Source organism: Nocardia sp. GCM10030253, assembly GCF_042675075.1.
Lineage (GTDB): Bacteria > Actinomycetota > Actinomycetes > Mycobacteriales > Mycobacteriaceae > Nocardia.
The window spans coordinates 35,817-48,942 of the sequence record NZ_JBHTDL010000005.1 but is presented as its reverse complement, the minus strand read 5'-3'; the positions used below and the strand labels follow the sequence as shown (position 1 = coordinate 48,942).

The following is a 13,126-nucleotide window of genomic DNA, read 5'->3' as shown; positions in this document are numbered from 1 at the left end:
GATGTGATGTGGCTCATGGTCGGTGTGCCGGTAGACCAGCCACCGAAGAAAAAGGAGTTCCGATGTTGAGCACCATGCAGGACGAGCCGTTGTCGCTGGCGACTTTGCTGCGCTACGCATCGACGTTCGCGGGTGATTCCACCGTGTCCACCTGGACGGGCACCGATGTGCGCACCATGACCTATCGCGAGTTGGGGGCCGAGTCGGCCCGGCTGGCGAATGCGCTGCGCGGGTTCGGGATCGGAATCGGTGATCGTGTCGGCACGTTCATGTGGAACAACAACGAGCACATGGTCGCCTATATCGCGGTGCCCGCGACGGGGGCGGTACTGCACGCGCTCAATATCCGGCTCTTTCCGGAGCAGGTGATCTACGTGGCCAACCACGCCGAGGACCAGGTGGTCATCGTCGATGGCTCGCTGCTGCCGATGTTCGCCCAGTATCTGCCGAGCCTGAAGACGGTCCGCCACGTGATCGTGGCCAACGGCGATGCCGCTGCGCTGGAGGCGCCCGCCGGTGTGCAGGTGCACTCCTACACCGAACTGCTCGCCGCGCAGTCGGACTCCTATGACTTCCCGGTGATCGACGAACGATCCGCCGCGGCAATGTGTTACACCTCCGGTACCACCGGTGACCCGAAGGGCGTGGTGTATTCGCACCGCTCCAACTGGCTGCACGCCATGCAGGTCTGCTCGCCGAACAGCATGGGTTTCACCGAGGCCGATTATGTGCTCGCGATCGTTCCGCTGTTCCACGCCAACGCCTGGGGCCTGCCGTACGCGGCATTGATGTGCGGGGCGAATCTGCTGATGCCCGACCGTTTCCTGCAGCCGGGGCCGCTGCTGGAGATGATGGAATCGCAAAAGCCCACCTTCGCCGCCGCCGTACCGACCATCTGGGGCGGCGTGCTTGCCGGCTTGGCCGCGAAGCCGCAGGACATTACGCATCTGCGTTCGGTCGTGGTCGGTGGCTCGGCGGTGCCGCCGTCGATGATGCGGGCGTTCCAGGAAAAGCACGGTGTGAAGATCCTGCACGCGTGGGGCATGACCGAGACCTCGCCGCTCGGCTGCGTCGCGCACCCGCCTGCCGCGGCGACCGGCGAGGACGAGTGGGCCTACCGCTTCACCCAGGGCCGCTTCCCCGCGAACGTGCAGGCGCGGCTGGTCGGTGACGACGGCAATGTGGTGCCCAATGATGGAGAATCGTTGGGGGAGCTGGAGATTCGCGGACCGTGGATCACCGGTTCCTACTACTCGCCGGACGGGTCCTCGGTCGATCCGGACAAGTTCGATGACGGCTGGCTGCGCACCGGCGACGTCGGCAAAATCAGCCCGAACGGCTACCTCACGCTGGTGGACCGGTCCAAGGACGTGATCAAGTCCGGCGGTGAGTGGATCTCCTCGGTCGACTTGGAGAACGCGGTCATGGGTCATCCCGCTGTGGCCGAGGCAGCGGTTATCGGCGTCCCGGACGAGAAGTGGGACGAGCGCCCGATGGTCGCCATCGTGCTGCGGGACGGCACCGAAGCCAAGCCCGAGGAACTGCGCGACTTCCTGGCCGACAAGTTCGCCAAATGGCAACTGCCGGAACGCTGGACCTTCATCGCGGAGGTGCCCAAGACCAGCGTCGGCAAGTTCGACAAGAAGCGCCTGCGCGCCCAGTACGCCGACGGCGACCTGACGGTCACCACCCTGTCCTGAGCTGACGCAATGGGCCCGGCGCGGGCGAAATATGTTGCCGCGCCGGGCTTATGCGGTGCTGCGGATCAGCAGTTACGGATCTTCAGCAGTTGCGGAGCTCTGGGCTCTGGTTCAACAGCTGAGCACGGGTTCCGATGAACGTGCTGTAGGTGTCGCCGCCGACCGCCGACAGCGGGAAGGCCGCGACTCGGTGGCAGTTCTGGAAGGCCAGCTTGATGCCGAAATGCCGTTCCAGGCCGCCACGGATCGCGTCGGAGGCCATGGCGCGCAGCAGTTGACCGCGAGCCACTTCGTCCGGCGGGGGAACCACATTATCGGCGTATTCCTCGGTGCCGGAGTGCAGTTCACCGGCCACCCGGCTGACTACCTCCCAGGCGTAGGGCAATGAATTGCGAACACATTCGACGAAGTCCGCGTCGTCGACCTCGCCACGTTCGGCGCGTTCGAGTAGTGCGGTGGGGACATCGAGGGACATAGCGCTCTCCTCCGGGGATGGGGTGGATGGCGGGTGCGATGCCCCTGCAGTCTAATCGAAAGTGGTTGTCAACAATCCTGGATTCGACGTGAAAGTGCCCTTTTCAGAGCGGTTTTCGTATCGGCGGCCAGCACGTGGACCAGTTCGCCAGCGGGTAGCTCGGATGTGAGGGCGTGCGTCTGACCGGCCCACAGATTCACTTCCTCCGGATTGCCCGCTGTCCTGGCGGCAGCCCGCAACGGTGCGGTGGCGTAGTGAATTTCCGGATAGGCGACAGGCGCGGTCGCGCTGTGCTCATCCATGAACCGGTTGCGCAGGCCACGAGCTCGGCGACCGGTGAACGCGCGGGTCAGCATGGTCGGCGTCGCGGCGCCGAGCGCGGCGCGGTGCACCGGGTTGGTGCCCGCTTCGGGGCAGCGCAGAAATGCGGTACCGAGCTGGGCGGCGGCAGCGCCCGCCGCAAGCGTCGCGGCAATGCCCGCGCCGGTGCTGATGCCGCCCGTTGCGACGATCGGCAGGTCGACGGCGAGGGTGAGGACCTGTAGCAGCGCGAGCAGACCCAACGGATCGGTGCTGTCGTCGGCGACCCGATCGACGAAGGTGGCGCGATGGCCACCCGCCTCCGCGCCCTGGGCGATGAGCACGTCGGCCCCCGCTTCGGCCGCGATGCGCGCCTCGGCGGCGGAGGTGATCGTTACCCATACTTCCGACCCGACGGCGTGCAGTCGGGCGACCTCGGCGGCGGTCGGGCAACCGAAGGTGAAGGTGACCACCGCGACGGGCGTCGCGACAAGCAGGTCCAGCTTCGCGTCCCAGTCGTCGGTGTCGTACTTCGGCGTGCCGACTTCATGCTTCGCGCCGAGCTCGGCCAGATAGTCGGCGAAGGCGGCGGGCGGTGTCGGCGGTCCCGGCGTGAACAGGTTGATGCCGAACGGCGCGGTGGTCAGCGCCCGGGTCGCGGCGAGGCGGGCAGCGGTCTCGGTGGCGCTCAGATAACCGGCGGCCAGCACGCCGAGTCCGCCCGCCGCGGTCACGGCCGCGGTCAGCTCGGGAGTGGAGGGTCCGCCCGCCATCGGGGCCAGCACGATCGGGACGCTCAGTTCGTCGATGATCACGGTTCCAGTGTCACTCATTTGGACGCGTGACCCGCATCCACCTGCGATTTCGCAAGAGAAGGTTGCGGAATGGTCACGACGGGGTAGAGTTCCCATCACAACGGATGCCGAAACGTTACACAGTTCGGAGTCGCCAGATCGTTACAAACGGTCGGTACCCGGCGCGGTGTTCGTTGACCACCAATGTAGGTCGGAAGCTAGGACACAGCCTTGTCGCACCATCGTGTAGGCCCCAGTTCCATCACCGTCATGAGCCTCATCGGCGACGGCGTTTCGGGTCGGCCGACACGGCATCGCGCCGAGTCGACCGCTACCGAACGGGTGAAGGTCGCCGCAGGCGTCGCGGTCGCCGCGAGTGCGCTGCTCGGCACCGCCACCCAGGTTGCCCCGGCTATCGCGGCCCCGCTGCTGCCCGGCTCACACGACGCCGACGAAGCCGCCGCTCCCATCAGTTTCAAGGGCACCGGCGCGCAGCCGATCTCGGAGGCAAGGGCCGCCGCGACCCCGGTCGCCGAGTCCGTCCCCGCGCCGCAGGTTGCCATGCCGGTGGCCGCGCCGATCGCCACCCCGTTCGGTATCGGTGGTCTGCCGCCGGAGATCGCGGGTCCGCTGGCCCAGGTCGAGCAGATCCTGAAGGGCGCGCAGCAGCAGATCGCTCCGGCCCCCGCGGTTCGCCCGGTCGCGGGCGCGATCAGTTCCGGATACGGCAGCCGGTGGGGCGAGTTCCACTACGGCGTCGATTTCGCCGATCAGCTCGGCGCTCCTATTCACTCCGTCAGCAACGGCACCGTCATCGAGGCGGGCCCGGCATCGGGCTTCGGCCTCTGGGTCCGGGTGCAGCAGGATGACGGCACCGTCGCGGTCTACGGCCACGTGAACGAGATGCTCGTGCACGAGGGTCAGCGGGTCAACGCGGGCGATGTCATCGCCACCGTCGGCAACCGAGGCAACTCGACCGGTCCGCACCTGCACCTGGAGATCTGGGACCAGGCAGGCAGCAAGATCGACCCGCTGCCCTACATGGCTGCCAAGGGTGTTCCGTTGCAGTGGGGCCCGTCGGCGCACTGATTTTCGTTGCCCGGCTTGATGTTCGGTGGATCTCGAGACTCACGCGAACCCCAATCGGTCGTTAGGCTCTGGCGGTGACCGCGCTTGGCGATATCTTCGAGCCTGGATCACCGCACGGCCGTACCTATGCCGTGCTGGTGCATCATCCGCGATCGGGCCTGTCCGATATCGCCGGCTATCTGGGTGTGCCCGCCGATGTGGCCGAGGCTTCGCTGAAAGTGCTGTGCGACCTCGATGCCGCCGAATGCCTCGTCAGCTCCGATGGTGAGCCGCTGTGGGATGCGCACGCTCCCGAATCGCTGTCGGAGGCCGAGGCTCGACGCAGGCAGCAGGACATCAACCACATGCACGCTGCCGCATCGCGACTCAGCGAGACCTTTCGGTCGGTACGGCGCTCGCCCCGCGCGAACGGCTCCGTGGTGCCGGTATTCGAGCGGCTGGAGATGCTGGCCGACTTCGAGGAAATGCAGACGGCAGCGCGCGGCAGCATCAAGGTGATCGAGCGCGGGCCCTATCTCAGCGACATGGAACGCGAGCAGCAGCTGTTCCAGCTGAAGCGGGCCAGGATCGGCGAGGGCATTCGCTACCAAACCCTGTACCAGGACACCATCTATCAGGACCCGGAACGGCTGCGGCACGCGCTGTCGACCAATGCCAGTGGGGCGCAGGCACGGACGCTGCCCGAGCCACCGTTCAAGCTGATCATCAGCGATGACGAGCGGGCCAGCCTGGTGTTGCACGCCGACGAGCGGCGACCCGACCCGATGGGCCTGCGCATCACCGGCTCCGCGGCCTTGCGACTGGTGATCAAGACATTCGACGTGCTGTGGGCGTTGGCCGCGCCGATCTCGGTGAACCCGGCCGCCGACGAACTCGATGAAAAGGACAAGGCGATCCTGACCCTGATGGGCCTCGGCGCCACCGACGACACCATCGCGCGCAGGCTCGGAATGTCGCGGCGCACCGTGGTGCGCCGCACTGCCCGGTTGCTGGAACGACTCGGTGCCAGTACCCGTTTTCAGGCCGGTGTTCAGGCGACTCGTCGGGGTTGGCTGTGAAGTCGCTCACGGATTGGATGTTGGTGGCAACATAGGACGAATTCCGGCCGATAGTCGAACGGTCGCCACGGGCGTTGCGATGCAGGTCCAGCGGACAGCCGAGCCGGACTTGGTGCATTGCATTGCTTATATGATTGCTCGAGCCGCGCCGGCCCAGGACGTCAAGCCCTTGGTCTCTGGGTGGGGGATTGTGCGGTCGTGCGGCTGTGCTCTACGTGAAGAGGTGAAAGTACTCGAATGGATGGTGCTCGTCGTTCTGTGCGCGGAAACCGTCGACGGCGGTCGGGCGCCCCCCTGTTCGGGCAGCTGCTCACCGCGTCGGTCGAGTCCGCTGCCGAGTCGGTGGCGATTCGCTTCAATCCGACCGGTGACCCCGCCGATCAGCGCGAGCTCACCTATCTGGAGTTGGACGAGAGCTCATCGCGCCTGGCCAGGGAGCTGATCGACCGCGGCATCGGTTCCGGCGACATCGTCGCGATCGCGATCACCCGGTCGGTCGAGTCGGTGCTCGCTGTGTGGGCGGTCGCGAAGACGGGTGCGGCCTACGTGCCTGTCGACCCGGCGTATCCGGCCGAGCGGATTGCCCATATCGTTGCCGACTCGCAGGCGGCAATCGGGCTCACCACCTCGGCGCATCGTCCGGCGCTCGGCAGTTCGGTCCACTGGATCGAGCTGGACGACGAGATCGTTGCCCAGCAGGTTGCCGCCCGCCCCGAACGCCCTGTCTCCTACGCCGATCGGGTGCGTCCGATCGATGAGCGCCATCCCGCCTATGTCATCTATACCTCGGGCTCCACCGGGCTGCCCAAGGGCGTCGTGGTGACGCACGCGGGCCTGGCCGGGCTGGCTGCGATCGGCCAGCAGTACGCGGTGACCGGTGATTCACGGGTATCGCATCTGAGCTCGCCGAGCTTCGACTTCTCACTGATGGAAATGTTGTTCACCTTCTCTGTCGGAGCGACGCTGGTGATCGCGCCGCCGACGGTGTTCGGCGGCGTCGACCTCGCGGACCTGCTCCGCCGGGAACGGGTGACCCATCTGCTGATCACGCCGGGCGCGCTGGAGTCCGTCGACCCCGCCGGGTTGACCGATCTCCAGGTCGTGGTGACCGGCGGCGACCGGCTCGGCGCCGAACTCGTCGAACGCTGGGCTCGCGACGGCAGGACCATGTTCAACGCCTACGGCCCCACCGAGGTCACCGTCATGGTCACCACCGGCCAGATGCTGCCCGGCGAAGCGGTCGGCATCGGCGGCATCGTCGCGGGCATCGGGGCCTTCGTGCTCGATTCGCGCATGCGGCCGGTTCCCGCCGGGGTGGTCGGAGAGCTGTATCTGGCCGGTCCCGCGCTCGCGCAGGGGTATCTCGGTCGGCCGGGCCTGACCGCGGACCGCTTCGTGGCGAGCCCGTTCGGCGCGGAGCTCGGTGCGCCGGGTGGTCGGCTCTACCGCACCGGTGACCTGGTGCGTCGCAATGAAGCCGGTGGTGCGCTCGAGTACCTCGGTAGGTCCGATTTCCAGGTGAAGATCCGCGGCTTACGCATCGAACTCGGTGAGATCGATAACGCCCTGACCGGTCACCCGGACGTCGACTTCGCCGCGACCCTCGGCAGGACGCTGCCGTCCGGCGCGCTGGCGCTGGTGTCCTACGTACTGCCGCGTGCGGGCGCCGTGCTGGATACCGCCGCGCTGTCGGCCCATGTCTCGGAATCGTTGCCCGCCTACATGGTCCCCGCGGTGATCATGGTGCTTGACGAGATTCCGTTGACGCCGGTTGGCAAACTCGATCGGGCGGCGCTGCCGGAGCCGGTATTCGCGGCACGGGAGTTCCGTGCGCCGTCGACGCCGACCGAGCAGGCCATCGCCGAGGTGTTCGCGACGCTGCTGGTGCCCGATGACGGGGATACCCCGGGTCGGGTCGGCGCCGACGACGACTTCTTCGAACTCGGCGGTAATTCGCTGCTCGCCGCGCAGGCCGCGGCGCGGATCGGCCTCGCCCTCGATACCCGAGTGCCTTTGCAACTGCTGTTCGAGGCGTCGACGGTCGAGGCGCTCGCCGCATTGATCGAGGAGCACACCGGCACCACCACCGGCGTCGCGCTGCGTGCGCGCCAGCGGCCGGAACAGATTCCGTTGTCGTACGCGCAGCAGCGGATGTGGTTCCTCAACCGGTTCGATCCGGCCAGCGGGGTCAACAACATTCCACTCGCGGTGCGGCTGTCGGGCGTGCTCGATATCGATGCGCTGCGGGCTGCCGCGCGTGACCTGGTGGCCCGCCACGAGGTGCTGCGGACGGTGTACCCGGAGATCGACGGCGCGGGTACACAGGTCGTGCTGCCGGTCGACGACGCGCGCGCGGTACCGGCGCTCGACGTGCTGACCACGACCCCGGCGCAGCTTCCGGAACTGGTGATCGCCGCGGCCGTCGAGGGATTCGATGTGTCCGTCGCGCCGCCGATTCGGCTGCGGGTGTTGCGGCTGAGCGAATCCGAGCACGTGCTGGTGTGCATCGTGCATCACATCGCGGCCGACGGTTTCTCGATGGGGCCGCTCACGCGTGATCTGATCTCCGCCTACTCCGACCGCGCGCGCGGCGGAGCACCGCAATTGCCGGCGCTCGCGGTGCAGTACGCGGACTACGCGATCTGGCAGCGGGAGGTGCTCGGCGCAGAGGACGACCCGGAGTCGCTGCTCGCGAAGCAGATCGACTTCTGGCGCGGTGAATTGGCCGGGCTGCCCGAGCAATTGGAGCTACCCGCCGATCGGTCGCGACCCGCGGTGATGTCCAATCGCGGCGCCATCTTCGGCTTCGATATCGACGCCGACACCCATGCCGCGCTGAACCGTCTTGCGCACAGCCGCAATTCGACGCTGTTCATGGTGGTGCACGCCGCGCTCGCGGTGTTGCTCGCGCGGTTGTCCGGTACCAGGGATATCGCGATCGGTACTCCGGTCGCGGGTCGTGGTGAGGCTGCTCTCGACGACTTGATCGGTATGTTCGTCAATACCCTGGTGCTGCGTACCGATGTCGATCAGGACCTGACGTTCGACGAATTGCTCGCCGACCTCCGCAGGGCCGATATCGCGGCCTTCGGGCACGCCGATGTGCCGTTCGAGCGGCTGGTCGAATTGCTCGATCCGGCCCGTTCGATGGCCAGGCATCCACTGTTCCAGGTGATGCTGACCTTCCAGAACATGACGCAGACCGAGCTGGAATTGCCCGGCCTCGCGGTATCGGGCGTCGATCTCGGTGTCGCGATGGCGAAGTTCGATCTCGAGCTCACCGTCGTCCCAAGGGACGACGACGGCGGTATGTCGGCGTCTTTCACCTACGCGGTCGACCTGTTCGACGAGGCGACGGTGGCCGGGTTCGCACAGCGCCTGACGAAGGTGCTCGCCGCGATGGCCGCCGACTCGCAGCGGGTCGTCGGCGCCGTCGAGCTGCTGGAGCCGGCGGAGCGGCAGCGAATCCTGGTGGATTGGAACGACACTCGTCATCCGGTCGCCGCGGAGCTGCTGCTCGATGGGTATCGGCGTGCGGCGGCGGCCCATCCGGACGCGGTGGCCGTCGCGTACGAGGGCGCCGAGCTCACCTATCGCGAGTTCGATGCACGGGTCAATAAGTTGGCCAGACTGCTCATCAGCGAGGGTGTCGGCGCGGAATCGCTGGTCGGCCTCGCGGTTCGGCGCTCGCTGGACCTGGTCGTCGGCATGTACGCGATCGTCGCGGCAGGCGGTGCGTACGTGCCGCTCGATCCGGATCATCCGGCCGAGCGGATCGCACACATCCTCGACACCGCCGCGCCCGTATGTGTACTGACGACCACCGCTGACGCGGTCGCGGTCGCCGACGGTACGCCGGTGTTGCACCTGGACGCCGTGGACCTGGAGCGGTTCTCCGCCGCCCCGATCGCGGCGGCGGAACTGCTGCGTCCGGTGTCGCAGGACAACCCGGCCTACGTGATCTTCACGTCGGGGTCCACCGGTCGGCCGAAGGGCGTGGCGATCTCGCACGCCGCCATCAACAATCAGATCGAATGGATGCTCGCGGAGTACCCGCTCGGTCCGGACGACGTGTACCTGCAGAAGACCGCGACCACCTTCGACGTGTCGCTGTGGGGCTACTTCATGCCGCTGCGCGCCGGGGCCAAGCTGGTCGTCGCCACCCACGACGGCCACCGCGACCCCGCCTACATCGCGGAAACGATTGCCGCGCAACGTGTCACAGTCACCGACTTCGTGCCGTCGATGCTGACGGTGTTCGCGACGCACACCGCGCCCGGCGCCTGCCCGACGCTGCGCGATGTGTTCGCGATCGGTGAGGCGCTACCGCCGGAGACGGTGGCCGCACTGGCGGCGGTCTCCGACGCGACGGTGCACAACCTGTACGGGCCGACCGAGGCTGCGGTATCGGTGACCTACTGGCCTGCTCGCGTCGGTGAGCTCGCCACCGTGCCGATCGGCCTGCCGCAGTGGAACACTCAGGTATTGGTGCTCGATTCGCGGTTGCGGCCGGCCGCGGCGGGTGTGGTCGGCGAGCTATACCTCGCCGGTGACCAGTTGGCACGCGGCTATGTGGCCCGTCCGGACCTGACGGCGGACCGGTTCGTGGCCAACCCGTTCGAGCAGGGCGCACGGATGTACCGCACCGGTGACCTGGTCGTATGGCGGGAAAACCCGCGCAGGCTCGAATATTTGGGCCGTACCGACTTCCAGGTGAAGTTCCGCGGCCAGCGCATCGAGCTCGGCGAGATCGAGACGGCGCTGCTCGCTCAGTCCGTCGTGAGTCAGGCAGCAGTACTTGTGGTGCCGACGGCGACCGGTGATCAGCTGGTCGGCTATGTGGTGCCGCGGCCGGGTCAGCAGATCGAGCAGCAGGAGTTGCTCGCCGCGATCTCGGAAGTCCTGCCCGCCTATATGGTTCCGGCCGCGATCGTGGTGCTGGACGCGTTCCCGCTGAACACCAGCGGCAAGCTCGATCGCAAGGCGCTGCCCGCGCCGACCTTCACCGCCCGCGAGTTCCGGGCTCCGGTGACTCAGTCCGAGGAGATCGTCGCCGCCGTGTTCGCCGAGGTACTCGGCGTCGAACGCGTCGGCGCCGACGACGACTACTTCGGCCTCGGCGGTAACTCGCTGCTGGCCACCCGTGCCGTCGCCAGGATCAACGACGCACTGGAAACCAATGTCGCGGTGCGTGATCTGTTCGAGGCATCGACCGTGGCCGCGCTCGCGGCCAGGATCGTGCCCGGCGTCGGCCGCGACGGCGCGGCCCGCCCCGCGCTGACGAAGGCGGAACGACCGGAGCTCGTTCCGCTGTCGCTCGCCCAGCAGCGGATGTGGGTACTCAACCAGCTCGATCCCGAATCTGCTTCGTACAACCTGCCTTTCGTGATCCGGCTGACAGGCACACTCGATGTGCCCGCGCTGCGTCTCGCCGTCGAGGATGTGCTGGTCCGGCACGAGGCACTGCGCACCCGTTTTCCGACGACAGGTGTCGGTGGACAGGCTCGTCAGGAGATCCTGACCGCCGCAGAGGTGCTGCCCGAAGGGCTGGCGGTCGAGACCCCCTCGGATGTGTTCGCCCGCGTCACCGAGCTGGTGACCGCTGGATTCGACGTCACCGAGCAGGTGCCCGTTCGGGTCCGGCTGCTGGCCGACGGCACCGCCGCCGACCACCTGCTCGTCCTTGTGGTCCACCATATTTCGGCCGACGGCGCGTCCCTCGCGCCGCTGGCCCGTGACCTGATGACCGCGTATATCGCGCGGGTCGGCGGCGAAGCGCCCGGCTGGGCGCCGTTGACGGTGCAGTATGCCGATTTCGCGCTCTGGCAGCATGCCGTCATCGGCACCGATGACGACGAAAACTCGGTGGCGGCACGACAATTGGCGTACTGGCGCGAGCAGCTGGCCGGAGTGTCGGGAACACTGGAATTGCCGCTGGATCGGCCGCGGCCGACGGTGCCGTCGAACCGCGGCGCGTCGGTCGGCTTCACCATTCCGGCCGAGGTGCACGAGGGCCTGATCGGCATCGCGCGCGAGCACCGGTCCTCGCTGTTCATGGTGGTGCACGCGGCGCTGGCCGTGCTGCTCGCCAGGCTCTCCGGTAGTTCGGATGTCACGATCGGCACACCGATCGCCGGTCGCGGTGAGCGGGCGTTGGACGAGCTGGTCGGCATGTTCGTCAACACGCTGACGCTGCGCACGTCCGTCGAGCGGACCGCGAGCTTCGAAGAATTGCTCCTGCGGGCGCGCGAGGCGGATCTTTCCGCCTTCGCCAACGCGGACATTCCCTTCGAGCGGGTGGTCGAGGCAGTGCTGCCCGGTCGTTCGGCGGCGCAGAACCCGTTGTTCCAGGTGATGCTGGCCTTCCAGAACCTGGAACAGCCCACACTGGAGCTGCCCGGCTTGACCGTCGGCGCGCTGGATTCGGGCGAGATCGCGGCCAAGTTCGATCTGCAGCTCGTCGTCGAGCCCCGCCTGCTGGAGGACGGGAAGCCCGGCGAGATCGTCGCGATATTCACCTATGCCGCCGACCTTTTCGAGGAGTCGACGGCACAGGCCCTCGGTCGCAGGCTGGCTCGCATTTTGGCGGCGGTGGCCGCCGATCAGCGGGTGCTCGTCGGCGACATCGACATTCTCGACGCCGAGGAGCGCGACCGGATGCGTATCGCACCGGTCGCGGCACCGAGTGCCGTCGGACCGGCCTCCGGCGGGACCAGGCTGACCCAGGCGCTGGCCGTCGCGGTGGACGACGATCCCGACGCGCCCGCGCTGGTGTGGGGCGAAGACGAAATGTCCTACCAGGACCTCGATGCCCACTCCTCGCGCCTGGCCAGGGTGCTGATCGGGCATGGATGCGGTCCCGGTGTCGGGGTGGCGGTTCGGCTGGACCGCGGCACCGACTCGGTGGTCGCGGTGTGGGCGGTGCTCAAGGCGGGCGCCGCGCTGGTCATGGTCGCCACGGCCGATATGCCACTGCCCGCCGAACCGGTCGTCAAGATCGGGCTGACCGCGGGACACCGGCCGGTGGATGTCGATGGTGTCGACTGGCTGCAGCTGGACGACGCGGCGGTGATCGCCGAGGTCACCGAGCAATCGGCTCGCCCGGTGACCTACGCGGCGCGCAACGGTGTACTGCGCGGCGAAGATCCGGCCCTGGTGGTCGCGGTCAGCGGCGTGACGATGACCTACGACGAGTTGGCGGTGGCCACCGATCGGTTGCGCACCCGTACCGGCCTGACCGTCGAGTCCCGCACCTTCCAGCACGGGCGACCGGATTCGCCTGCCGCACTGCTGGAAGTAGTGGCCGCGGGAGCGAGCGGCGCCTCGCTCGTCGTGGTGCCCGGCACCGCGCTCGCCGGAGCCGATCTGGTGACTTCGCTGGCCGATGAGTGGGTCACCCACCTGCTCGCCGATCGGTCGACCCTCGACGCCATCGACACCGCTGTGCTGGAGGACCTCCAGGCTGTCGTGCTCGATGACGGCTCGACGGTCGAATCGGTGGTATCGCGGAAGGCGTACGAGGTGGTCCTGCTCGAAGAACTGCTGATGGTCGGGTGCCGGTAACGAACAGAGGCTCGCGATCGGTATCTGCTTCTGTGGCGTATGCCTCAGTGAGTTGTGTTCTTGCGTTGGACAAGCGGTAGGAAGAGTTCTGCAATGCTCGGTGTGTTCGGGGATGGGCGAGGAGCCCAGGGGTACTGCCATCGAACG

General features: G+C 67.5%; 6 protein-coding genes. 4 read left to right on the top strand and 2 right to left on the bottom strand.

The window, feature by feature from the left end; translation table 11 throughout:
• The first annotated feature begins 62 nt into the window (after positions 1-62).
• Positions 63-1,700 carry a long-chain fatty acid--CoA ligase gene (locus tag ACFQZZ_RS08550; protein ID WP_378676526.1) on the top strand — a complete coding sequence of 546 codons (1,638 nt, stop codon included), beginning with the start codon at positions 63-65 and terminating at the stop codon, positions 1,698-1,700.
• Between the two features lie 82 nt (positions 1,701-1,782).
• Here the strand turns inward: ACFQZZ_RS08550 and ACFQZZ_RS08545 are convergent, their stop codons facing one another.
• A complete protein-coding gene (locus tag ACFQZZ_RS08545) occupies positions 1,783-2,175 on the bottom strand; it encodes an SCO5389 family protein (protein ID WP_378676523.1) in 393 nt (130 codons plus the stop codon).
• A 68-nt stretch (positions 2,176-2,243) separates the two neighbouring features.
• Positions 2,244-3,308, bottom strand: a complete 1,065-nt coding sequence (locus tag ACFQZZ_RS08540) for a nitronate monooxygenase (protein WP_378676520.1) — start codon at positions 3,306-3,308, stop codon at positions 2,244-2,246.
• Between the two features lie 231 nt (positions 3,309-3,539).
• Between ACFQZZ_RS08540 and ACFQZZ_RS08535 the strand changes: the two genes are divergently transcribed.
• The 3 genes from ACFQZZ_RS08535 (at position 3,540) to ACFQZZ_RS08525 (ending at position 12,979) form a co-directional block, all read left to right on the top strand.
• The gene (locus ACFQZZ_RS08535; protein WP_378676518.1) at positions 3,540-4,358 is read left to right on the top strand and encodes a M23 family metallopeptidase; all 819 of its coding nucleotides are present in this window, start codon (positions 3,540-3,542) and stop codon (positions 4,356-4,358) included.
• A gap of 74 nt (positions 4,359-4,432) precedes the next feature.
• On the top strand, positions 4,433-5,416 hold the full coding sequence (locus ACFQZZ_RS08530; RefSeq protein ID WP_378676515.1) for a DNA-binding response regulator: 984 nt from the start codon (positions 4,433-4,435) through the stop codon (positions 5,414-5,416).
• A gap of 237 nt (positions 5,417-5,653) precedes the next feature.
• Positions 5,654-12,979, top strand: a complete 7,326-nt coding sequence (locus ACFQZZ_RS08525) for an amino acid adenylation domain-containing protein (RefSeq protein ID WP_378676512.1) — start codon at positions 5,654-5,656, stop codon at positions 12,977-12,979.
• Positions 12,980-13,126: the final 147 nt, after the last annotated feature.